Source organism: Mangrovicoccus algicola (assembly GCF_014903745.1).
GTDB lineage: Bacteria > Pseudomonadota > Alphaproteobacteria > Rhodobacterales > Rhodobacteraceae > Mangrovicoccus > Mangrovicoccus algicola.
The window spans coordinates 1-23,429 of sequence record NZ_JACVXA010000059.1; the positions used below are offsets into that span (position 1 = coordinate 1).

18 protein-coding genes and 1 pseudogene are annotated in these 23,429 nt (G+C 68.7%); 4 read left to right on the top strand and 15 right to left on the bottom strand.

Annotated features, from left to right (window positions below; translation table 11 throughout):
* Nucleotides 1-1,324 (top strand): annotated as a pseudogene (locus tag ICN82_RS16415) (hypothetical protein); the annotation flags it as partial.
* Nucleotides 1,325-1,881: 557 nt separating this feature from the next.
* Here the strand turns inward: ICN82_RS16415 and ICN82_RS16420 are convergent.
* Both ICN82_RS16420 and ICN82_RS16425 read right to left on the bottom strand, forming a co-directional pair.
* Nucleotides 1,882-2,691 carry a hypothetical protein gene (locus ICN82_RS16420; protein WP_193184831.1) on the bottom strand — a complete coding sequence of 270 codons (810 nt, stop codon included), beginning with the start codon at nucleotides 2,689-2,691 and terminating at the stop codon, nucleotides 1,882-1,884.
* Nucleotides 2,688-4,979 carry a rhamnosyltransferase WsaF family glycosyltransferase gene (locus ICN82_RS16425; protein ID WP_193184834.1) on the bottom strand — a complete coding sequence of 764 codons (2,292 nt, stop codon included), beginning with the start codon at nucleotides 4,977-4,979 and terminating at the stop codon, nucleotides 2,688-2,690. Before ICN82_RS16425 ends, ICN82_RS16420 begins: the two co-directional genes overlap by 4 nt.
* A 621-nt stretch (nucleotides 4,980-5,600) precedes the next feature.
* Between ICN82_RS16425 and ICN82_RS16430 the strand changes: the two genes are divergently transcribed.
* Complete coding sequence (locus ICN82_RS16430) at nucleotides 5,601-6,638, top strand: glycosyltransferase family 2 protein (RefSeq protein WP_193184837.1); 1,038 nt, start codon at nucleotides 5,601-5,603, stop codon at nucleotides 6,636-6,638.
* Nucleotides 6,639-7,122: 484 nt separating this feature from the next.
* Here ICN82_RS16430 and ICN82_RS16435 read toward each other — a convergent pair whose 3' ends face one another.
* The 9 genes from ICN82_RS16435 to ICN82_RS16475 all read right to left on the bottom strand — a co-directional run bounded on the left by ICN82_RS16435 (nucleotide 7,123) and on the right by ICN82_RS16475 (nucleotide 16,573).
* Complete coding sequence (locus tag ICN82_RS16435; RefSeq protein ID WP_226898547.1) at nucleotides 7,123-8,520, bottom strand: GntP family permease; 1,398 nt, start codon at nucleotides 8,518-8,520, stop codon at nucleotides 7,123-7,125.
* A 153-nt stretch (nucleotides 8,521-8,673) separates the two neighbouring features.
* A complete protein-coding gene (denD, locus tag ICN82_RS16440) occupies nucleotides 8,674-9,642 on the bottom strand; it encodes a D-erythronate dehydrogenase (protein ID WP_193184839.1) in 969 nt (322 codons plus the stop codon).
* Nucleotides 9,639-10,442 (bottom strand): DeoR/GlpR family DNA-binding transcription regulator, encoded by an 804-nt coding sequence (locus ICN82_RS16445; RefSeq protein ID WP_193184841.1) that lies wholly within the window; start codon nucleotides 10,440-10,442, stop codon nucleotides 9,639-9,641. The genes denD and ICN82_RS16445 overlap by 4 nt, the downstream gene beginning before the upstream one ends.
* 4 nt (nucleotides 10,443-10,446) lie before the next feature.
* On the bottom strand, nucleotides 10,447-11,238 hold the full coding sequence (otnI, locus tag ICN82_RS16450; RefSeq protein ID WP_193184844.1) for a 2-oxo-tetronate isomerase: 792 nt from the start codon (nucleotides 11,236-11,238) through the stop codon (nucleotides 10,447-10,449).
* Between the two features lies 1 nt (nucleotide 11,239).
* A complete protein-coding gene (otnC, locus tag ICN82_RS16455) occupies nucleotides 11,240-11,875 on the bottom strand; it encodes a 3-oxo-tetronate 4-phosphate decarboxylase (RefSeq protein WP_193184847.1) in 636 nt (211 codons plus the stop codon).
* Nucleotides 11,872-13,173 carry a 3-oxo-tetronate kinase gene (otnK, locus tag ICN82_RS16460; protein ID WP_193184850.1) on the bottom strand — a complete coding sequence of 434 codons (1,302 nt, stop codon included), beginning with the start codon at nucleotides 13,171-13,173 and terminating at the stop codon, nucleotides 11,872-11,874. The genes otnC and otnK overlap by 4 nt, the downstream gene beginning before the upstream one ends.
* Nucleotides 13,174-13,176: 3 nt before the next feature.
* Nucleotides 13,177-14,085, bottom strand: a complete 909-nt coding sequence (ltnD, locus tag ICN82_RS16465; protein ID WP_193184853.1) for an L-threonate dehydrogenase — start codon at nucleotides 14,083-14,085, stop codon at nucleotides 13,177-13,179.
* 227 nt (nucleotides 14,086-14,312) lie between these two features.
* A complete protein-coding gene (locus ICN82_RS16470; protein WP_193184856.1) occupies nucleotides 14,313-15,056 on the bottom strand; it encodes a ParA family protein in 744 nt (247 codons plus the stop codon).
* Nucleotides 15,053-16,573: a CHAD domain-containing protein gene (locus ICN82_RS16475; protein WP_193184859.1), complete on the bottom strand. Its 1,521-nt coding sequence runs from the start codon at nucleotides 16,571-16,573 to the stop codon at nucleotides 15,053-15,055. The genes ICN82_RS16470 and ICN82_RS16475 overlap by 4 nt, the downstream gene beginning before the upstream one ends.
* A gap of 299 nt (nucleotides 16,574-16,872) precedes the next feature.
* Between ICN82_RS16475 and ICN82_RS16480 the strand changes: the two genes are divergently transcribed.
* Nucleotides 16,873-18,195: an acetamidase/formamidase family protein gene (locus tag ICN82_RS16480; protein WP_193184862.1), complete on the top strand. Its 1,323-nt coding sequence runs from the start codon at nucleotides 16,873-16,875 to the stop codon at nucleotides 18,193-18,195.
* A 96-nt stretch (nucleotides 18,196-18,291) separates the two neighbouring features.
* Nucleotides 18,292-18,792, top strand: coding sequence for a pyridoxamine 5'-phosphate oxidase family protein (locus tag ICN82_RS16485; protein WP_193184865.1), 501 nt, complete (start codon nucleotides 18,292-18,294; stop codon nucleotides 18,790-18,792).
* An 88-nt stretch (nucleotides 18,793-18,880) separates the two neighbouring features.
* Here ICN82_RS16485 and ICN82_RS16490 read toward each other — a convergent pair whose 3' ends face one another.
* The 4 genes from ICN82_RS16490 to ICN82_RS16505 form a co-directional block, all read right to left on the bottom strand.
* Nucleotides 18,881-20,902 carry a pyrroloquinoline quinone-dependent dehydrogenase gene (locus tag ICN82_RS16490; protein WP_193184868.1) on the bottom strand — a complete coding sequence of 674 codons (2,022 nt, stop codon included), beginning with the start codon at nucleotides 20,900-20,902 and terminating at the stop codon, nucleotides 18,881-18,883.
* On the bottom strand, nucleotides 20,899-21,276 hold the full coding sequence (locus ICN82_RS16495) for a hypothetical protein (protein ID WP_226898548.1): 378 nt from the start codon (nucleotides 21,274-21,276) through the stop codon (nucleotides 20,899-20,901). Before ICN82_RS16495 ends, ICN82_RS16490 begins: the two co-directional genes overlap by 4 nt.
* A 141-nt stretch (nucleotides 21,277-21,417) precedes the next feature.
* Complete coding sequence (locus tag ICN82_RS16500; protein WP_193184871.1) at nucleotides 21,418-22,455, bottom strand: DUF475 domain-containing protein; 1,038 nt, start codon at nucleotides 22,453-22,455, stop codon at nucleotides 21,418-21,420.
* 1 nt (nucleotide 22,456) lies between these two features.
* Nucleotides 22,457-23,428, bottom strand: coding sequence for a 2-hydroxyacid dehydrogenase (locus ICN82_RS16505; RefSeq protein WP_193184900.1), 972 nt, complete (start codon nucleotides 23,426-23,428; stop codon nucleotides 22,457-22,459).
* Nucleotide 23,429: the final 1 nt, after the last annotated feature.

Here is a 23,429-nt window from a genome sequence, read left to right on the forward strand (position 1 = left end):
CGCGCCGCCGGTGCCCGCGCCGGGGGCTGCAGAGCCTGTCCGGTCGCAGGCGGTGGACGAGGCCGCGCGGCCGAGCCCCGTGATGCCGGCCATCCCCGAGGGGGCCCGTCCCGACGGCGCGCCGCCGCGCTATCCGCGTCCCGTCACCCTGGCCACGCTGGACGAGCCTCCGGCGCCGCAGCCGCGCAGCCCCAGCGAGGAACGGGCCGATGTCGCGGCGGCCAGGACCGTGCTGGAACTGGCCAGCGCCCGGGCCGCCAACTCGGATTCCCTGGACGATTACTTCGCGCGGGTGAAGCACCGTTTCGGCCTGGCGCAGCTTGGCTACGAGGGCGATTTCCGGCGCGGCTTCAAGGTCGTGGGCAAGATCAACCCGGAACTGGTGCTGGAGGTGAAGGAACCGATCTCGGGGACGGGCATTCCCGCCGACGGTTCCGACCGCCACAAGACGGTCATCACCCATGAAAGCGGCCGCCTCGGTTTGGGTGCCGCCGGGACCGAAGAGGTCGGGATCCGCATGATTGCGGATCCGCTGGGCCCGGACCATCCGCAGGGCACGGGCCCCGGCGGGCAGGACGTGCTGATGGGCTTGCTGCCGACCGATCCGGGCATCCACAAGGATGCGGATGCGCGCTATATCCGCGGCCATCTGCTGAATGACAATCTCGGCGGGCTGGGGCGGCCGATGAACCTGTATCCGATCACCGCAAAGGCCAATTCGGCCCATCACGCGGGGATCGAGAAGGATCTGAAATCCTGGGTCAATGACAGCCGCTACTGGACCCGCTACGAGGTGACCATTGCCGGGGCGGACGCGATTACCGACGAGAACGGGACGCGGCATGTGAATGCCACGATGGTGGCCGAGGCCTCGGTCCTGGACACCACGCTGCGGCCGGTCAGCGGCCTGACGCGGCGGGTCAGCATCCGCTCGGAATTCGGCAGGAAACACGATGCCGACCCGCTCCTGCGCGAGGATGCGGCGGCGCTGGAGGCGCATCGGGCGCGGCCGATCGACGAAGGGGTGGAGGTCCGCCTTTCGGCGCGCCACGGCGATGCGGCGGCCGTGGTCTTCCCCGGCGAGATGGAGGATCTGCTGAAGAGGAAGATCGCGCAGCGCGGCCGCGCGGAGGTCGCGCGCCGGTTGCGCGGCTATTCCGGGTTCGGCCCGCGCGCGGAGGAGGTGCTGTTCGCCGCCTATGACGAGGTCAAGCGGCGGTCCGACAAGACGGTGACGGGGCTGGCGGCAGAAGAGGCGGGGATCCTCACCCGCATCCGCAATGCCTGGTCCCGGCCTGGCGATGCGCTGAAGGACCGGCTCTGAACGCGGGGGCGGGGCAGAGGGGCTGCAGGCAGACCACGCCCGCCGGCGCCCCCGCAACAGGCGCGGTCCCGGCGGGAGGGCAGGCTTCGGGGGCTGTGCCGCCGTCCCGTCATGCGGCCGACCGGGAGGCCTCAGGTCCCTGTCCCTTTCCCCCGATGCGGCCTTGCGCGGAACCGTCCCCCGGGGCGACCGCCACGGAAGACCCCCGGCAGGGTGGCGGGCCCGGTCCGGGACAGGCCGCCCGCACCTGCGGAGGCCCGACGCCGGATTCTTGTGGCATCCAGGGCTTGCTGGCATGCAAGAGGGCGCCCGCCTGCAGGGCCGGAGATGGCCCGCTTGGTCCGCGCCCGTTCCGCGACGGGCGCGGCAGGCGCGCCGGGGTGTCTCCGGCCCCTGGCCCCCGTTTCAGGGACAGGCATGCGGTCGGGGGATGCTCCGGAGGGCGGAGCGCAAAAAAGGCAGCCGCCCTGGTCGCCGGGACCCCATCGCCCATGACGTGGCGTTCCCCAGGCCATGCAGGCTGCGGCCGGGCCGTTCGACGCGTGACCCGGCGCAGATCAGGCGGCCCAGCGGTTGTCGAAACGGAATGTGTCGCGGATGTTCTCGTTCTGGTTTCGGAACAGCGCCTCCAGCCACACACGGCGGGTTTCGGTCCTGCCATGATCGGCAAGCGCCACCTTTGCATAGGCCAGTTTGTACATCTCGCGGATCTTCGCAGCGCGCAGCCCCGCCTGCATCGCGCGGGCAATGTCCTCGCAATCACAGACCCGCAGCGAAGGATTTGCGCTGGCGGCTTCGATGTCCCAGTTCATCTCCGCCCCGTCCAGCACCTCCTCGAGCGTCGCCCGGATGCGGCGATGCGGGGCGATGCGCAGAGGGAGGGGGGTGGTGCGCTGCCAGGCGTTCAGCCACCCTGTCGGGGTCAGCTTGCTGCGGCGCGCGACGGCGAATTCCTCGAAGCTCATGCCGTCATAGGCCTGGCCCTCGGCCAGATAGCGATCGAAATTCTGCTTCATGAACTGCGAGTAATCACCATAGATCACCTCGCAGAACGGGCGCAGGAAGACCAGCACCGTCAGCGCCACGTCATGCTCTGCGCAGAGCCCCGGCAGATGCGTCATGCGGGGGCCCAGCGAGATCAGGTCCTCATGGGACAGGACCGCGGTCCGGGCCCCGCCGAAAAGCGTTTCCATCCCGGCGGGGTCGATTCCGGCGAGGCGCAGTCCATTGCCGGGATGGGATCCCTCGGGCGCGGGATAGACGATGCCGCGGCTCGAAAGCGGGTCGCGATTCGCCAGCATCACCCTTTGCAGATAGGTCGATCCGCATTTCGGGGCCCCTACATGGAGGATCAGCCGCCGCGTCATGCCACGCGCCTCCGGCCGGAGGGTCCGGCGGCGTCGCGGGCCATGCTGGCGGCGATCTCCTCCAGCGTCATGCCCAGCGGAGACAGGTCGATCTGCCGCGCCGCCGGGGGGGCGGGAACCGCCGCGGCCTGCCATGCCGCCTGCAGGGCCCGTGCCAGCGCGGCGGGCGTGGGCTCTGCCGAGCGGATCAGCGGGCTCAGCCGCGACAGATCCTTGGGGCCGAAGCCGTTGGTGACGACCTGCACCCCGGCGGCGGCCATCTCGATCGGCAGATGACTGGGATGGGGTGAATACATCAGCGCCAGCCCGACATCGACGGTCGACAGGAAGAGCGGGTATTCGTCCATCGGCAGCTTGCCCAGGCTCTGCAGGCAGTGGCCGCCCGGCAGGGCGACCGGATCATGGGCCAGGCCGACCGAAACCAGTTCCGCCTCCTCCGGGCGGATCCCGGTCGTCCCGAGGAACCGCACCAGCGCCTCAATGCACAGGGGAAACATGTTGCGGGGAACCTCGGGCCGGCCATAGAGGGCGATGCGCCGTTTGCGCCGCCCGCCCAGCCGGTCCAGCGCGGCATAGCGCGCGATGTCGATCGAGGGCCGGAAGGCAAGTCCGCCCCGGCCGCCGAAGTCGTGCTCCCGGCTGCGGAAGTAGTCGCGCAGCAGGGTCGTGTTGAAGATCGGCACGCAGGGCATGGAATAGGTTTCGGCCGCGGCTGCATATTCCGTGCCCCAGGCATAGAAATTGGGTTCGTAATCCTGGATGAGGTAGTGGAAGCGGCCGGTTCCGATCCCGCGCTGCTCCAGAATGTGACGCGCCAGATGGGCCGTCCACCAGGCGGTCGCGACGATCATCTCGCCGGGGGCGAAATCGAGCTCCTCGGCCGTGACGCCGCAGGCGAAGGAAAGCCGCGGCATGGTGCTTTCGCGGTGTCCCGGGGCAATGCGCTCCGCCACGAAGCTGCGGCTGGCATGCGGGCTGACCAGCGGCAGGTCGGTGGCGACGAAGCGCAGGCGGGCGCCTTGCTCCGCCATGGCCGTGCCGAGCCGCAGCGCCGTGGCCACGCCGGCGAAAATCTCCGTCGGGTTCAGCGTCGGCAGCAGGATGGTACAGTCCCGCGGCACGTCGTGGCGGATGCGGCATTTCCAGCGCGGTATCTTGCGCGGATCGGCATAGGCCTGCCAGGCGCGGGCGCCGGGGCCGGGGCCCTGCGGGGCTTTCTGCGGCAGGGTGCCGGGCGCCATGGCATAGCCGATATCGTCGAATTCACGCAGCCGGTTGGTGATGTCCAGCCGCATGGTGCGACGCAGCGCCCAAGCCAGGCGCCCGATCTTGACCAGACCCTGGCTGAAGGCGTGATCGGCCAGCGTGCCATAGCCGCGCAGCGCATATCCCGCGGCATCTGCGAAGAAGGCCAGTCCCGGACCGTAATGGCGCAGATAGGGACGCAGGGCCCGCATCCTGCGGCGGTCGAAAGCCGCGGGCTCGCTCTGCGCGATCTGGTCGGCCCGCAGCACCAGCGATTTCGCGAGATAGCAGGCGAGGGCGAAACTGGCGAGGCGCTGGCGTAGCCAGGGGCGGCTCAGCGGGCGCGGCCCGGCGCGGCGGGCGGCGCATCCCACGGCATTGCCCGCGTGCTGGCGGTAATCGACCAGGGGTGTGCGCAGCAGCCGGACCGGCCCCTTGGCGGCGGCGATCACCCCCAGCCAGAGGTCGTGATAGAAGAACAGGCCGGATTGCTGGGGAAAGGGCAGGGCATGGGCCGCCACGTCGCCGGTGAAAAGCGCGGTCATGCCGGTGACGGAATTGCGGTAGAGCAGCCGTCGCAAACCGGTTGCCGGATCCCGCCGCTCCAGCGCGAAGAGCGATTCGGCCAGGACATTGCCCTGATCGTCCACCACCCGGGCATCGGAATGGACCAGCTGGCAGCCGGGCATGTCCCGCAATGCATCGACCCCGCGGCGCAGCTTGTCGGGGTGCCAGATATCATCCTGATCGCTCAGGGCGAAAAGGTCGCCGCGGCCGGCCGCCCCGAGCGCCCCGGCCAGACCGAACTCGAAGGCTTTCACGGCATTCAGCCGCCGGGGAGGCATCAGGATTTCCGCGGCGACTCCGGCATCGACGGCCTGTTTCTGAACCATCTCGCCAGAGACGAGGTCGGCGATGACGGCATGAAGCCGCAGCTCCACGCCGACCTGCGCGGCCAGCGATGCAAGCTGCGCCCGCAGGTGACCTGGCTGCGGATCATGCACCGCCATCACCACGTGGACAACCGGAGGGCGCGGCGTCACGGGCGGCCACCGGCGTTCGTGAGGCGCTCTGCGGTGGCGGGGCGGGCATCGCGGCCCCGCGGAATGTGGCGCGGAAGACGTGTCGTCACGGCTGAGCCTTTCAGTCTGTCGCCACCGGGGCGGCGGCCAGGAGATGGAAAACGTAAAAGCCTTAATTTCTCGTAATAGATGACAGGTCAGGAACGTGATGGCGGGGGGATGCCTGCTGATTGATCGGCTCAGGCGGGCCTCTTGAATGTGGGGGTATCGACATGGTCGCCTCGGAGAGCGCTCGGAGACCCATGGCAGGCGGGCCCGGCGGCAAATTCTGCGGCAAACCGGAACGGCCTTCGAGGAAGACGGAATAGCCGGGTGCGGGACATATGGGGTGCGCCCGGCGCAATTCCTTTCTCCTAGGCATCCGCGCCCGAGGAGCAGCCGGGCGGCCTTGAAATTCAGACCCGGTTCGCCGGCATCTGCCCTGGCCTGCGCGATCACCGCGCTCGCCTGACCATTTGCCTTAATATCCCCTTAGGTATGTCCGGCTAGTCAGGCTGCATGAGCAGACGCCTTTCCCTCCGCCCTCGCCGCCGTCCTGCACGGGCCGGGCCCGCAGCGACTGCATCGGCAGGCACGATCGCCGTGGTTCTGGTCAATTACAATTCTGGCGCCCAGCTGGCGCGGGCGCTGGATTCGCTGGCCGCCCAGCTTCACCCGGCGCAGGACATCGTCGTGGTCGATAACGGGTCCACGGACGGGTCGCTGGGGCTGGTCGACTGGACCCGCCATGGCGCGGTTCGGCTGGTTGCCCTTCCCGAAAATCTCGGCTTCGCCGCAGCCAGCAACCTCGCAGCGCGGCGCGTATCCGCGGACTGGCTGGCCATGCTGAATTGCGATGCCGTGGCGGAACCGGGCTGGCTGGCGGCGCTGGCGCGGGCGGCGGCACGCCATCCGAGGTGCCGGATCTTTGCCTCCGCCCAGGCGCTGATGGACCGGCCCGGGGTGCTGGACGGTGCGGGTGACGTCTATTCGATCACCGGCCTGGCATGGCGCGGCGGTCACGGGCGATCAGCTGCGCAATTGCCGGGGGAAGGACGCTGTTTCGGCGCCTGTGCCGCCGGGGCCTTCCTGTCGCGCAGGCTGTTCCTTGACCTGGGCGGTTTCGAGGAAAGCTACTTCTGTTACCTCGAGGATCTCGATTTCGCCTATCGCGCGGGACTTGCCGGGCATGAATGCCGGTTCGTGCCAGAGGCGCGGATCCTGCATCGCAGCGGCGGTGTCAGCGGCGCCAGAAGCGCCTGGACCCTGCGGATCAGCACGCGCAACCGCCTGCACCTGTTCCTGCGCTGCACGCCTCTGCTTCTCCTTCTGGCAAGCTGGCCTCTTTTCCTGCTGGGCTTGGGCCTGTCCGTGCTTCAGGGGGCGCGGCATGGCCAGGGCAGAGCGGTGCTGGCGGGAATTGCCGACGGGATATGTCGGCTGCGCTTCTCCCTGGGCCAAAGGCGGGAGGTGGCCCCCCCGCTGGTGCCGCCGCCAGGCCTGCGCGGCGTGCTCAGCTGGAATCCCCTGGCCGTGATCCGACGCGCGCATCATGTCCTGCCCGCCGATACAGCCAGCGATCTGCCCCGGGCTGCGCCGCAACGCGATGCGATCCCCGCTCAACCGGTTGCCGCCGAATAGCGGCCTCCTGCTGCCCGGCCAAACCGGTTGCCGATGCAGGCGGCCGGGCTCTGCGGCACCATCCCGGCCGTTGTGGCAGGCGGGTTGCGCGGGAAAAGCCAGGGTCGCAATGACGCCGCAGGAGAGCGCCCTCGGCAAGATGTGGCGGTCCTTGCTTGGGTCGCGCCACGGCCATGACCCTTCCGCGGCCTCGTTTGTGCCATAACGCAGACTCTGCGATCGCATGTTGACCGATCGGCCCCAGGCGCCCGGCCTTGCGGCCTGAGGCTGCGGAAGCGGAGATGCGGCTCCGGCAGGCTGGCGCATCCGGGTCTGCCGGCCCGGGGCCCGGGCGAGGAAGGTCGCCGGATCGGGGACCGTCCGGGCCGGATGAGCGGCGGTGCGGGAGCCCGGTCCCGCAGCCTGCGCTCTCCCGCTCCAGGGCTGGACAGGCAACGGGCGGCGGAGTTTCCCCCGCCGCCCGTCCACAAGCCGTCGCGCCGGATCAGCCGAAGAGCGCGTTGCAGATCAGCAGCATCACCAGGGCGGTGGCCCAGGCCATCGTGGTCGGAACCGACCACAGCAGCATCTGGTGCTTGGCGTTCTTCACGCCGAGCATGCGGTTGATCACCCAGAAGTAGCTGTCGTTGAAATAGCCGAAGACCATGGAGCCGATCGCCGCCGCCTGGGCTGCGAAGACCATGTTCACTTCGGGCATGTTCACCAAGATCGGGGCCGAGATCGACGCGCCGGTGATCATGGCCACCGTGCCCGACCCCTGGATCATGCGCACCAGCGAGGAGATCACGAAGGGGATCAGGATTGCCGGGATGGGCAGCCCGGCGACGGCCTGCCCGATCACGTCGCCCGCGCCCGAGGCCCGCAGCACCGCGCCGAGCGCGCCGCCCGCACCGGTCACCAGCAGGATGATCCCCGCGCTTTCGACGCCCTGCTCCATGTAGGAGATCGCGTCATTGCGCGGCACGTTCGGGATCAGCGTGTAGACCGCGACCAAGAGGCCCAGCCCGACGGCGATCACCGGGTTGCCGACGAAGGAGAAGAGCTGCACCAGGAAACTGCCGGCCAGATCGGGATTGCCCGAGGTCTTGACCACGAAGCTGGCGAGGGTGTTGAGGAAGATCAGCACGATCGGCAGCACCAGCGGCAGGATCGACAGGACCAGCGAGGGCAGCTCCTTCTGGCGTTCCTGCGCGGCATCCTCGAACTGGCGGTAGGCGGCGGCGATATCCTCGCCGGTATCGTCGAGGATCATCTTCTCCAGCTTGGGGCCCATGAAGCGGCCGTAGAAGACCAGGACCGCCATGCCCGGAACGGTGAAGACCACGCCCCAGAAGATCATCAGCCCGATATCGACGTCATAGATGCCCGCGACGCCCAGCGGACCGGGGGTCGGCGGCACGGCATGGTGGGTCAGCATCAGCCCGCCCGCCAGCGCGATGCCCAGCGTCAGCAGCGACTTGCCGGTGGAGCGCGCCAGCGCCTTGATCAGCGGCGTCAGGATGACGAAGGCGCTGTCGCAGAAGATCGGGATCGACACGACATAGCCCGTCAGGACCATGGCCCAGTCCTCGCGCTTCTTGCCGACCCAGCGGATCAGCGTATAGGCCATCTGCTCGGCCGCGCCCGAGATTTCCAGCACCCGCCCCATCATCACGCCGAAGCCGATGACGAGGCCGATGGTCGACAGCGTGCTGCCGAAGCCGGTGGTGATCGCGCTGATGATGTCGGCCGGCAGCATGCCGCCGATCAGCCCCGCCACCGAGGCGGCGATGACCAGCGCCACGACCGCGTGGACCTTGGTCTTCACCACCAGGAAGATCAGCAGGACGATGGCGATGACCAGCCCCGCGATCAGCTGGAATTCCATTCCAGGTTCCGCCATTGAAAGTTCCTCCGTTTGCGCCCCGCGGGGCGTCCCTGATTACCGTGGCCGGGCCCGCGGAGAACACGCCGCGGGGGAAATGCAGAACCCGGGGGCCAGCCCGCCGGCCCCGGCCGGGGCGGCGGACTGCGAAGCTGCGGGAAGGATGGTGGATCAGGCCGGGGCGTCTGCCGGGGCCGTCTCTGCCATGTACTGTTTCAGCACGCCGTCGAAATCGGTATCGGCGGCGAAGCCCATCGCCAGCGGGCGCGCCACGTCGAAGGCGCCGGGCCAGCTGCAGACGATGTCGATGATCCGCTGGTCCGAGGTCAGCGCGACGCGCCCGCGCGCCTCGGCCCCGCCCAGACGTTCCAGGCTGTCGAGCATTTCCGCGGGGGTCACGGTGATCCCCGGCAGGTTGAGGACGCGGTTCAGCCCCAGCGCCGCGCCGTCGATGCCGCCCGCCAGCACGAGATTGGCGATGGCCATGTCCGGGGACGAGATCCACAGCCGCGTGTCCAGCGGCACGGGGCATTCGGAGGGCTCGCCGTTCAGGGGCTCGCGCAGGATGCCCGAGACGAAGGAGGAGGCCGCGGAATTGGGCTTGCCCGGACGCACCGAGATCGTCGGCAGCCGGCAGGTCAGCCCGTCGACGAAGCCCTTGCGGGCGTATTCGCTGACCAGCAGTTCGCCGATCGCCTTGCCGCAGCCATAGGAGGATTGCGGCATGGTCGCCATGGTTTCCGGCACGACCCGGGGCATCTCGCCGCCGAAGACCGCCAGCGACGAGGTGAAGACGAAGCGCGGGGGCTTGGCCAGCTTGCGGCATTCCTCGAGGATCAGCCGGGTGGCGTCGACGTTGATGTGCAGCCCGGTGTCGAATTCCGCCTCGGACTGGCCCGACAGGACCGCCGCGAGGTGATAGATGACGTCCGGCCCCTGCGACAGCGCCTGCGCCACATCGGCGGCGTCGTCGATCGAGCCCGCGACGCTCGACACCCGCGCATCGGTCACGGGACAGGCCACGCGGTCGAGCGAGACGATGGAGGTCACTTCCCGGCCCGGCCCGAAGCCCTCGGCCAGCAGTTTCGCGATCAGGCGGCTGCCCAGGAAGCCGGCCCCGCCGGTCACCACGATCTTCATTGCACTTTTCCCTTGATACCGGAGGTCTCCGCGCCGGCAGGCCCGGCCAGGATGACCTCGACTCCCATCTCCCGGATGGCCTGGGCCACGTCGGGTTCGATCCGCCGGTCGGTGACGACCGTGTCGAAGACTTCCATCGGCAGCACGTTGATCGCCGCGACCACCCCGTATTTGGACGAATCCGACACGAAGACGCTGCGCCGCGCGCGGGCCACCACCGCCTTCTTGACCGGGCCCTTGGCCTCGGAAGGCGAGGACAGGCCCGAAATCGTCCAGGAGGAGGTGGAGATGAAGCCGATATCGTAATTGAACCGCCCCAGCGCCTCGGAGGCGGCCTCGCCGACGCAGGACTGGTTGTCGCGCTCCACCAGCCCGCCGGAATGATACAGCGTGCAGCGCGCATGGGCCGACAGATAGCCTGCGATGACGAAATCGTTGGTCACCACCGTGAGACCCTCGCGCGCGGCGATGGCATGGGCGATTTCCAGCGTCGTCGTCCCGGCATCGAGATAGACGACCATCCCGTCCTTCACCAGCGCCGCCGCCTGCTGGCCGATCGCGCGTTTCTCGGCGGCATGCAGCGTGCTCTTGGCCAGATGCGGCAGTTCCGCATCCAGCCGCTGGCTGAGCCGCACGCCGCCCGTCACCGATGTCACCCGCCCCGAACGTTCCAGCGTCTGGATGTCGCGCCGCACCGTCATGTGCGACACGCCCAGCCGCTCGGTCAGCTCGGCGATGCTGACCACGTCCTTCTGCGCGAGGCAGGACAGGATGAAATGCTGGCGTTCGGCGGGGATCATCGGCTCAGCCGGCCGTCTTCGGCAGATAGGGCGCCGCCCAGGCCAGACCGTCCTCGGTCCGGCCGCGCGGGTTGTACTCGCAGCCCAGGAACCCGTCGAAGCCCGCGCGGTCGAAGGCCTCGAAGATCGCGGCATAGTTCAGTTCGCCCTCGTCGGGTTCGTGCCGGTCGGGCACGCCCGCGATCTGCACATGTCCATAGGCGCCCTTCAGCCGCTCGATCCGGCGGATGATGTCGCCATCCATGATCTGCGCGTGATAGACGTCGAATTGCAGGAACACGTTGCGCCGGTCGAGCCTGCCGATCAGTTCCAGCGTCGGGTCCTGCTTCGAGATGAAATAGCCCGGCATGTCGCGGCTGTTCAGCGGCTCGATGGAGATGTCGAGCCCGGCATTGGCGGCCAGGTCGGCGGCCTTGCGCATGTTGTCGATCCAGACCGTTTCGCAGGCGGCCATGTCGGGCTCGTCCTTCGTGATCCCGGACATGACATGGATGCGCGGACAGCCCAGGCCCGTCGCATAGTCGATCGCCTGGGCGATGGAGGCGTCGAATTCCGAGGTTTTCGACGGGCGGGCGGCAAAGCCGCGCTCGCCCCCGGCCCAGTCCCCGGCGAAGGCGTTGATCAGCGTCAGCTGCAGGCCGTTGCGATCCAGCCGCGCCTTCACCTCGGCGATGGTGTGGTCATAGGGGAACAGGAACTCGACGGCCTCGAACCCCGCCGCGCCCGCCCGGTCGAACCGGTCGAGGAAGGGGGCGTCGGTGAACAGCATCGACAGGTTTGCGGCAAGGCGCGTCATCTCAGTATCCTCCGCCCAGTTCGGCGATCTCGTCCTCGGTCAGGTAATGCAGCTTCTCGCCCTTGAGCAGGAACAAGAGCTTCGCCGTCTCCTCCAGCTCCTCGGCATTGTTCACCGCGTCGTCGATATCCTTGCCCAGCACCACGACCCCGTGGGAGGCCAGCAGGAAGGCCTGCACCTTGTGCGTCGCCGCGGCCTCGGCCAGGTCCGCGCCGATCTGCGCGGAGCCGGGGCGGTAATAGGGGATCACCGGCATGTAGCCGATGCGCATCACGTAATAGGGCGTGAAGGGGCGCATCGCGTTGTCGCGCGGCAGATCCTCGAGGCAGCTCAGCGCCGTAAGGTAGGTCGAATGCAGGTGCACGATGGCCCCGGCATCGGGGCGCACCTCGTAGAGCTTGCGGTGGAAGGCGAATTCCTTCGAGGGCTTCGGTCCCGGCTTGGGCTCGCCATCCGGTCCGATCACGGTCAGGTGGTCCGCATCGAGCCGCCCCAGGCAGCTGCCCGTCGGCGTCACGAGGAACCCGCCCTCGTCGGAGCGCACCGAGACATTGCCCGCGCCCCCCACCGAATAGCCGCGGTCGAACAGGCTCTTGCAGAGCAGGACCATCCGCTCCGCCTTCTGTGCGTCATTCATGCCCGGACCTCCAGAGCGGCGCGCACATCCTCGGGCTGGCAGTCGAGGAAGAAGCCCTCGGCGCCGAAATTGCCGGATTTCAGCGCCAGCGACAGCGGCCGGTCGGTCGCGCGCACCCATGGCACGCCGGGCGCGATCTGCGGCCCGATGGCGAAGCCCTTGACCGCCAGCGCCTGCGTCACCGAGCCGGAGGTCTCGCCGCCCGCGACGACGAAGCGGGTGATGCCGCCCTCGGCCAGGCTTCGCGTGGCGGCGGCAAAGGCCTGCTCCACCGCCTCCGAGGCCGCCGATCCGTGTTTCGCCTGCACCGCTTTCAGCACCTCGGGGCTGGCCGTCGCGGTGATCAGCGGCGCGGGGATCCCTGCGCCATGGGGCTGTTCAAGCGCCCAGGCGGCCATCTCGGCGCCGTATCCTTCGGCATCGGCAAGACACCGTTCCACATCCACGTCGAAGGCAGGCGCCAGCTTGCGATAGGCGGCCACCTGCTTGTTGGTCATGACGGAGCACGAACCCGAGATCACCACGCCGCGGCCCGGCAGAGGCGCGCCCGCCTCGGCGGCGGCACGGCCCAGTTCCTCGATCCGCCCCGGCGCATCGGAGGCCACGGCGCGGGCGATGCCCGCCCCCAGCCCCGAGCCGCCGGTGACGAAGGCCATGTCGGCCACGGCCGCGCCCAGCACGTCCAGATGCGCATCGGTCACCGCGTCGAGCACGACATAGGACACGCCCTCGCCCCGCAGCCGCTCGATCCGGGCCTTCACCGCCTCGGCGCCCTGCTCGATCGTGGACACCGTGACGACCCCGGACCTGCCCTTGGACTGGCCGTCCATCAGGCGCATCAGGTTCGAGTCGGTCATCGGCGTGATCGGGTGGTTCTTCATCCCCGACTCTTCCAGCAGCTCGTCGCCGACGAAGAGATAGCCCTTGTAGATCGACCGCCCGTTGACCGGCAGGGCCGGGCAGATGACGGTGATGTCGGTGCCGAGCGCCGCCATTAGCGCATCCGCCACCGGGCCGATATTGCCCTTGGCGGTGGAATCGAAGGTGGAGCAGTATTTCTGGAAGATCTGCCTGCAGCCGATCGATTGCAGCCATTCCAGCGCGGCGAGGCTGTCGGCGATCGCCTCTTCCGCAGGGTTCGACCGCGATTTCAGCGACACGACCACCGCGTCGCCCTCGACCTGCGTGCCCGCCGCGGGCACGCCGATCATCTGGGTCGTGGCCAGCCCGTTGGCGACGAGAAAGCCCGCGATGTCGGTCGCGCCGGTGAAATCATCCGCGATGACGCCGATCTGCATGGCTCAGCCCTCCTTCTTCGGCAGCTCGATGCCCGAGAAGGTCTTGATGACCGCGCTGTCATCCTCGCCGCCATGGCCCATGTTCGAGGCCTCCTGGAACATCGCGAAGGCAGCCGAGGCCAGGGGCAGCGGGAATTTCAGGCTGCGGCCGGTTTCCGTGACCAGCCCCAGATCCTTGACGAAGATGTCAACGGCGGAGGTCGGGGTGTAGTCGCCCTCGACCACGTGCTTCATGCGGTTCTCGAACATCCAGGAATTGCCGGCCGCGTTGGTGACGACGTCATACATCGTCTCCAGCGGGATGCCCGCCCGGGCCGCCAGCGCCATCGCTTCGGCGCCCACGGCGATATGCACGCCCGCCAGAAGCTGGTGGATCACCTTGACGGTGGCGCCCTGCCCGATCTCGGGGCCGATATTGTAGGTCTTGGACGCAACCGCATCGAGGACCGGCGCAAGCTTGTCGAAGGCCGCGGCGGAGCCGGAGGCCATCACCGTCATCTCGCCGGCCGCCGCCTTGGCGGCCCCGCCCGACACCGGCGCATCAAGCATCAGGATGCCCATCGCCTCCAGGTCGCGGCCAAGCGCCTTGGCATCCTCGGCCGACTGGGTGCAGCTGACCATGATCGCCCCGCCCGGCGCCACGCGCGAGGCGATGCCCGCCTCGCCCAGGATCACGGCGCGGGCCTGCGCGGCATTGACCACCAGCACGATCACCGCGTCGAACGCGCCCGACAGCCCGGCGACGGAATCGGCCACCGCCTCGGCCCCCGCGGCGGCGAAGGCGTCGCGGCGCCCCGCATCCAGATCGATCCCGCTGGTGGCGATCCCCGCCTTGACGCAGGAGAGGGCGGCCCCCATGCCCATCGACCCAAGGCCGATGACGCAGGCCCGGTAGCCCGATGCGACGCTCATGACAGATCCTCCGAACTTGTCTGGTCTGGCTGTCACAAATAGTCACAAAGAAGATCGAGGGAAAGCAATTTTAACAAATTTTCCCAATGGGCGGCGCGTGGCGGCACCGATCCGGCCAAGAACATGAAAGATCTCAGGGGGATCAGCGCCGCGCATCACATGTCTTCACATGGAAGGACGGCCGTTCCGCACTGCCCGGCCCGCCATCGCCGGCCGGGCGGCGCGACTCAGAGCCGTCCCGCCAGCGCCCCGCAAAGCGCGTCATAGGCGGCCACGGCCGGGCTGCCGGGGGCGAAGGCCGCGACCGGCGCGCGATGCACGCCCATCTTCTCGATATCCGTGGCGAAGGGGACCGAGATGTCGAGGATCCGCTTGGGATGGGCCGCGCGCATCGCGGCGGCCGTCTCGGCATGCAGCTTCTTGGTCCCCTGCACCATGGAGAAGAAGCCCAGGATCTTCTTCTTCGGCAGGTCGCGCTCGGCGAAGAATTCCAGCAGCTGCTCGAAGGTCCGCTCCGACAGCGTGGTCGGGATCACGGGCACCAGGATGGCATCCGCGGTCTTGAACACGCTTTCGGACAGGACCGAGATGTTGGGCGGGCAATCCAGCAGGATGACGTCGTAATCCCCGTCCACGCTGGCCAGCGCCTTCTTCAGCCGCGACCGGCTGTTCTTCATCCGCGACAGGAACACGTCGAAATCGCGGAAGGCCATATTGGCCGGGAGGATGTCGAGATTCTCGAAATCGCTGCCGCGGATCGCGTCGGTGAAGCGTTTCACATCGGTGAAGAACCGGTCCTCGGTCAGTTTCTTCGAGGGCTTCACGCGGAAGTAGAACCCCGAGGCGCCCTGCGGATCCAGGTCGCACAACAGCACCCGCTTGCCCGTCTTGGCCAGCCCGTGGGCGATGTTGACGGAGGTCGCCGTCTTGCCGACCCCGCCCTTGTTGGAATAGCAGGCGACGATCTTCATCGGGCATCCTCCCCGGGTTTGAAAAGCTTGCGGAATGCGGCGCGGGTCTCGTCGCTGTCGAAGCGGGCGAAGGAGGCGGCGACGCGCGCGCGTTCCTCGGCCTGCCGCGCGGCCAGCACGGCGACCAGCGCGCCGATCCCGGCGGCGATCTCGGCGGTCTGGGCATCGGGATCCGCGGCGATCCCGGCCTGTGCCTCCTCCAGCGAAACCTGCTGGACCGAGTAGTCGTTGAACAGGCCCAGATTGTCCTGCAGCCGCTTCAGCGACTTGATCAGCGATTTCACCTCGGAGGCGCCGAAAAGCGGCGCGAAGAATTCCATCAGGTAGCGCAGTTTCTTGCAGTGGATGCGCAGCTCGTGCACCTGTTCGTCGGGCGCGTCCTGGATATGGGCGGCCAGCTTGCAGACCTTGCGATAGCGTTTCCAGATCAGCGCGCGGGCATAATCGGGCGCAAGCCGGTCCGCCAGCGGCCCCTGCTCCAGACGCGACGCCTTGGCGAAAAGCCGTTCCAGCCGCCCGATTTCCTGCAGGTAGCCCTTGCTGCCCAGCCAGGCGGCCAGCTTCGCCTGCTCGTCCGCGCGTTCCTCGGCGAAACGGTCGAAGAGCCGCGACAGCCCGGCGCGGCGGGATTCCGGCACCAGCGCGATGTATTCCGCCCGCTCCAGCAGGTAGACATCGAGGTCGCGCAGCCGCCCGGTCCGCGCCATGATCGCGCCGAAACGGGTCTTCAGCCGCGCCGTCTCCGCCTCGGAGAAGACGCCCTTGAACAGCGAAACGACCGAACGCACCCGGCGCAGGGCCACGCGGTAGTCATGCAGGAACTCGGTATCGATATCCGCGATCGTCCCGGCCTCGCGGCTGCGGGCGACGGCGATCTGCTCGCGGATGATGGCGGCCGCCGCCTCGAAGGCGGGCTGATCCTCCCGGATCGCCGGGGCGGCCTTGCCCGTCGCGGCGGGATCCTCGCCGCGCAGCAGGGCCGCGGCGCGGGCCGGGTCGGCGGCCGTTCCCTGCGCGCCGACCTGCCGGGCGATGCGGCGCAGCGCCTTGTCATAGCCGCGCAGAGGCACCAGCACGGCCACCGACACCGCCTGCCCCGCCTCGGGCCGCAGGTCCCACAGATCGCAGCGCAGCACCGTCTTGCCTTCGTCATCGACCAGCGCCAGCCGCTGCCGCAGCGCCGTGCCGCGGGCCACGGTCATCAGCGCGCGCAGCTGCGGCACCGTTCCCGACAGCGCCCCGGTGACGGCGCCCTCGGGCATGCGGTCGAGGAAATCCGGCGCCGCCTGCGGCTGTTCGCAGCGCAGCCTTTCGCCGATCAGCGACATCTCTGCGGGGGTCGAGATCAGCAGCCGCCCGGAGGCCGCGATGCGCCCGTCGATCGTGTCGATCAGCGCGAAGCCGGTTTCCGTCGCGGGAACATCCTCGCGGAAGCTCAGCGCACCCGTATCCAGGCGGGCGGGGTCTAGAGGCGACGTGCCGGTGCCCAGCAGGACAAGAGGTTCAGACTGGGTCATGATCAGCCCCGGTGATGCAATTCAAGGTTTCTACCTGCCTTTCGGTGGCGCCGCAGCCGATCTGCCGCGCGGAACCGATACCTGTCATGAAACACCCGCGGCCTTCAAGCGGCGCAGGGACCAAAGGACGCAGCCCCGGCCATGTCTCCGGTGCCGTTCCCGCGGGCCATCTGCCTGTGGATGCGGCATCCCCGGGACCGTGATGCGCTCCGCGGGCGGCTGCGCGGCGCCGGGGCTTGCCAGATGCGGCCGGGCCGCGCCGCATCACGGCGGATCATGCAAGACAGACGGAGGTCTCCATGCCAGACGGAAGCAGTCCCGCAAGGACGGCGCAGCGCAGCGTCATCGTCGACGGGTTCACCAACAGCGTGCTCGACCCGGCCCAGCCGATGCTGGGCCCGGTGGCCAGCGGCGGCACGATCATCGCCAATACCGCGCCCGGCTGCTGGGGCCCGATGATCACGCCGGCCCTGCGCGGCGGGCACGAGGTGACGCGGCCGGTCGCGGTGGAGGGCGCGGAGCCCGGCGACGCGGTCGTGATCCGCATCCGCGACGTCTATGTCACCTCGATGGCCACCGCCTCGGGGCATGACAGCTCGCCCGAGGGGTTCTGCCTCGGCGACCCCTATGTCGCCGCGCGCTGTCCGACCTGCGACGAGCTGTGGCCCGAGACCCATCTCGAGGGGATCGGCCAGCAGGCGGTGAAATGCGACCGCTGCGGCAACGCGGTGACGCCCTTCCAGATCGTGCATGGCTACACGGTGGGCTTCGACCAGACCCGTGCCGTCGGGCTGACCCTGCCCGCCGCCGCGGCGGAGGAGATCGCGCGGGACGCCCCCGCCTATGCCGCCCTGCCCGATGCCTCGCGGCAGCATTCGATCCTGACCTATGCGCCCTCGGACATGCCCGGCATGATCGTGCGGATGCGTCCCTTCCTGGGCCAGCTGGGCACCTGCCCCTCGAAGGCCATGCCCGACAGCCACAATGCCGGCGATTTCGGGGCCTTCCTCGTCGAGGCGCCGCATGACTACGCGCTGACCCCCGAGGAGCTGGCCCTGCACAAGACCGACGGGCATCTGGACATCGACGCGGTGCGCCCCGGCGCGGTGCTGGTCGCGCCGGTCAAGGTGCCGGGGGCCGGCATCTACATGGGCGACATGCACGCCGCCCAGGGCGATGGCGAGATCGCCGGGCACACGATGGACGTGGCCGGATCGGTGACGCTGCAGGTCGAGCTGATGAAGGACTATCCGATCGACGGACCCGTCCTGTTCCCGCTGCTCGAGGACCTGCCGCCGCTGGCGCGTCCCTTCAGCGCGGAGGAACGGGCCAAGGCGGCGCGGCTGGCGGCGCAATACGGCGTGACGGAGATCGTCGAGACCGCGCCCGTCTCGGTCATAGGCACCGCCGCCGACATGAATGCCGCCATCGAGAACGGGCTGGCGCGGGCGGCGGCGCTTCTGGACATGAGCGTCGCGGAGGTCAGGAACCGCGCCACGATCAATGGCGCGATCGAGATCGGCCGGGCCCCGGGCGTGATCCAGGTGACCTTCCTGGCGCCGCTTTCCGCGCTGGATGCGGTCGGGCTGGGCGATATCGCGCGCGAGCAATACGGCCTGTGATCCGGGCCGTTTTCCGCCCGGCAGGATGCCGGGCGGAACGTCTGCGGCGCGCATCCGTTGTCGGCACAGGACGGACAGACCGCAAGGAGACCGCAGATGAACGCCTATTCCGCAATCGAAAAGGATCCCCGCAGCGCGCTGAGCGAGCAGATGGAAGACCTGCGCGCGGGCATGCTGGGGCTGGAGGGCTCGGCCGAGCACATGCAGCCCATGACCCATTTCCCCGACTGGGCCGCGAACGAGATCTGGTTCCTGACCTCGAAGGACACGGATATGGTCAGGGGCCTCGCGCCGGGGCAGCCCGCGAAATACGTGCTGATGGGGACCAAGCAGGATTTCCACGCCAGCCTGCGCGGCACCCTCACCGAGAGGATGAATCGCGACATGCTGGAGAAGATCTGGTCGCCCGTCGCCGCGGCATGGTTCCATGGCGGCAAGGACGACCCCTCCCTGACCATGCTGTGCCTCCGGCTGGAAAGCGGCCAGGTCTGGGGCAGCACCGACAGCACGCTGCGCTTCGGCTTCGAGATCGCGCGGGCGAACATGGACGAGGACCGGCTGCCCGATATCGGCACGCAGGCGGTTCTGACCTTCTGACCCGGCGCCGCCAGGGCGCGACACAAAAAGGGGGGCCGGTCGATCCGGCCCCCCTTTTTTCTTCCGTGGCTGCCGTCCGTGACCGCCGTCACTCCGGCAGGGCGTAGACCGCGACCTGGTCGCCGACCTGGTTCTTCAGGATCGTGTTGCCGCCCGAGGCGAAGGCCACGTATTCCCGGCCCTGGTATTCGTAGACCGCCGGGATCGACACGGCCGGGGCCTCGACATTGTCCGACCACAGCTGTTCGCCGGTCGCCAGGTCATAGGCGCGGACCTTGGCATCCATCGTCGCGCCGATGAAGATCAGCCCGCCTGCCGTGACGGCCGGACCGCCGATGGTGGGCGAGCCCATGCTCTCGGGCATGTAGAACCCGTATTTCTGCGACGCGCCGATCGGGCGCTTCCACTTGATGTCGCCGGTGGTCATGTCGATGGCCGCGATCTCGCCATAGGGCGGCTCCCAGCAGGGCATGCCCGCCCAGTTCATCGCCACGTTCAGCGCCATGCCGTAGGGCGCGCCGCGCTGCGGATGGAACCCGCCCTCGCCGATGGACCGGCCCTCGTTGATCTCCTCATAGGTCTCGCGGTCGAACAGCTGGATATATTGCAGGATATGCGAGAAGTTGACGATCGCCGTCTGGCTTTCGGGATCATAGGCGACGCCGCCCCACTGCACCCCGCCGGAACTGTCGGGGAAGGTCAGCACGCCGTTGCCCTTGGTGGTCGGCGGGGTATACATGCCCTCGTACCACAGGCTGTCCACCAGCCTGGAGCACTCGCCCAGCCCCACCAGGTCGGCGATCCACCAGACGCCGGGCTTCTCCGCCTGCTCCAGGAGCGGCGCGGGTTTCGTCGGGAAGGGCTGGGTCGCGGCATAGACCTCGTCCATCACCGATCCGTCGCCCTGCGGGACGGGACGTTCCTCGATCGGCCAGACATCCTCGCCGGTCAGGCGGTTGACCACGAAGAGATAGCCCTGCTTGGTCGCCTGGATCAGCGCCGGGATCTGCTCGCCCTCGACGGTGATGTCCATCAGCGTCGGCGCCGAGTTGATGTCATAGTCCCAGATGTCGTGATGCACCCATTGCCGCGACCAGACCGGGCGGCCCGTCTCGATATCCAGCGCGGTCGTCGAGGTCGCGTAGGGGATCGGATCCTTGTGGTTGCCGCCCCAGTAATTCGGCGAGGGCGAGGAGACCGGCAGATAGACCAGCCCCGCCGCCTCGTCGACGGACATGCCGGTCCAGACATTGGCGGTGCCGGTCTGGGCGCGGATCTCCTCGGGGATCGTGTCGAATTTCCATTCCAGGTCGCCGGTGCGGGCATTGATCGAGAAGACCGCGCCGGGAGGTGCCTCGGCCCAGTCCCAGTCCGACCCGGCCCAGCCCAGGATCACGTGGTCGCCCACCACGGTCGGCGGCTGCAGCAGCGAGGTGGGGAAATGGTTGTTCACCGTGTTGTACTGGTTGGTGTCGAAGACGCCATCCTCGCCGAATTCGGTGCAGGGCTGGCCGCTATCGGCATCCACGGCGAACAGTCGCGCATCCATCGTGCCCAGGTAGACGATCTTCTGGCAGGCCTCTCCCTCGATCGGGCTTTCGGCCTCCCAATAGGCGACGCCGCGGTTCTTCAGCGCGGGCTGGGTCAGCGGCTCCAGCGTCGACTTGGTGTCGAAGCTCCATTTCTCCTCACCGGTGGCCGGGTCCAGCGCGAGGATGCGGTAGAAGGGCGTCCCGATATAGAGCGTGTCATTGGCGAAGATCGGCGTCGCGGACCAGACGGTATAGGCCAGGTCGCCCGACCCGTCGGACACGTCGCCGGTATGGACCTCCCAGACCTTTTCCAGATCGCCGACATTTTCCGGCGTGATCTGGTCGAGGGGGGAATATTTCTGCGCGTTCAGCTGGCCGTGGAAGGTGTTCCAGGTCGCCGTTTCGGGCACCAGCGGCGCATCGGGGCGCAGGATGCTGCGATCGGCAGGCGCGGCATCGGCCGCGGGCACGCCGGGCCCGGTCTGGATCTCGGTGGGCTGGACGGTGACGACACCCTGCGCGGCGGCGGCAAGAGGCAGGACCAGCGCGGTGGACAGAAGCAGGGCGTTGCGGATCATGCCAGCGCCCCCCGCGTTCCGGCGGCGCGGCGCGCCGGGGTGAGGATATCCATCACCAGCCCGACCAGCGCCACGGCCATGGCGGCGATCAGCACCCATTCATGCAGGAAGGCGGCCGCGGCGGCCGTGCCCAGGATGCCCAGGCACAGAAGCACGCGGAACAGGTTGCGGATCCCGCGCGACGCGATCAGCGCGACGATCAGCCCGCCGAGCAGGACAAGCACGGAGGTCACGATGACCAGAAGCGCCCCGGGCGTGCCGGTGACGCCGGTGAGCGGGGCAATATAGGCATAGGCGGCGATGATCGCCCCGGCGAGACCGCCGGCGCAGATCAGGACCGCCCCCATGCGTTGGGAAAGCGCGGATTGGGACACGGGAAAGCACCTCTTGATGTCACGTCATCGACAGGCGCGGCGGGCGGCGTGCGGGCCGCGCCTGTTCGGCAGAAACGCGCCGGTTCCCCGGAGGTTCCGCGATGATGTGCATTTTTTCGTGACAGCCGTGCCCGCCGCCGCTCATTCCGTCCGCAGCCGCGCCTTCCGCGCCCGGTAGCGCAGCGAGGAGACCAGCGAACAGGCGATGAACCCCGCCCCCAGGAGCCCGGTGATCACCTCGGGGATATGCGTCAGCGTCTGCGCGAACATGATGACCGACAGCACCAGGATCGACCAGAAGGCGCCATGTTCGAGATAGCGGAACTCGGTCAGGGTCTGCTGCTCCACCAGCATGATGGTCATCGAGCGCACATAGAGCGCGCCGATCCCCAGCCCGATGCCGATCAGGAACAGGTTCTGGGTCAGCGCGAAGGCGCCGATCACCCCGTCGAAGCTGAAGCTGGCATCCAGCACCTCCAGATAGAGGAAGGCCCCCAGCCCGCCCTTGGCCGCCGTGGCCGCCGCATCCTGCGCATCGAGCACCCGCCCCAGCATGTCGACGCCGAGAAAGGTCAGAAGCCCCGAGACCGCGGCGAAGAGGAACTCGTCCCGGCTGGTCTCGGGCAGGACCCAGGAGAACCCGATCATGAAGACGAGGACCAGCGCGATCTCGGCGCCGCGCACCGATCCGCAGCGGCGCAGCACGGCCTCCAGCCCGGCGATCCAGTCGACCTCCTTGCCCTCGTCGATGAAGTAGCTCAGCGCCACCATCATCAGGAAGGCCCCGCCGAAGGCCGCGATCGACAGATGCGCGCCGCGGATGATCTCGGCATATTGCGCGGGCTGGGTCGCGGCCAGGCGGATCGCCTCCACCGGGCCCAGCCCCGCCGCCACCACGACGATCAGGAGCGGAAAGACCAGCCGCATGCCGAAAACCGCGATCAGGATCCCCCAGGTCAGGAAGCGCCGCCGCCAGACCGGGTCCATCTCATTGAGCTTGTTGGCATTGACGATGGCATTGTCGAAGCTGAGGCTGATTTCCAGCACGGCGAGGATCGCGCCTATGGTGAGGAACCCCATCGCCCCCGACAGCGTCCCGGAATAGGCGAAGCCCAGCCAGAAGGCCCCGACCAGCCCCAGCGCCGTCAGCCCGTGCGCCCAGGCGAAATAGCGCAGCATCTCAGGCCTCCGCCGGTTGCGGCAGATAGCCCGACAGGTCGACCTCGGTCAGCAGGGCCTGCCCGGCAAACAGCGCGGCCAGGTTGTCGACGACCAGCTGCGCCATGGCGTTGCGGGTCTCCACCGTGCCCGAGGCATGATGCGGGTAAAGCGTGGTATTGGCCAGCGAGGTCAGGCGCGGATCGGGATCGGGTTCGGAGGCGTAGACATCCAGGGCGGCATGGCCCAGCCGGCCGGTGCCCAGGCAGTCGATCATCGCCGCCTCGTCCACGACGCTCCCGCGCGAGACATTGACGAACAGCCCTTCAGGCCCCAGCGCCTCGAGCACCCCCCGCGAGATCAGCCCGGCCGTGCCCTCGCCGCCCGCGACGATGGCGACCAGCGTGTCGGATTGCCGCGCCAGCTCGGTCAGGTCGGCCACGTACTCCCAGGGCACGTCCTTGGGGCGGCGGTTCCAGTAGCGGACCTGCATCCCCATCGCCTCGGCCCGGCGCGCGATGGCCTTGCCGATCGTGCCCATGCCGACGATGCCCAGCACCTTGCCCGAGGTCGCGCGCATCAGCGGCATCGGCCCCTTGGCGGCCCAGTCGCCCGAACGCACCCAGGCATCGCCCGCGACCATGCCGCGCCGCGCCGCCAGCATCAGCAGGATGGCGGTATCGGCCACGTCATCGCAGAGCGCGGGCGAGGAATTGGTCAGCCGCACGCCGCGCGCCGCCATGGCGGCCGTGTCGAACCCGTCGAACCCGGCCGAGGAACAGGCGACCAGCTCCAGCGCGGGCATCGCCTCGAGCATCGCGGCGGTCATCGGCGCATGGCCGTTGGTGGCCGCGGCCCGGCATTTCGGCCCGTGTTCCGCCAGGAACGCATCCCGGTCCGCCGCCAGATCCCAGCGATGCAGGGTATAGGCCTGCTCAAGCTGCGCCATCGCCTCGGGGCGCTGCGCATGCAGCACCATCACATCGGGTTTCATC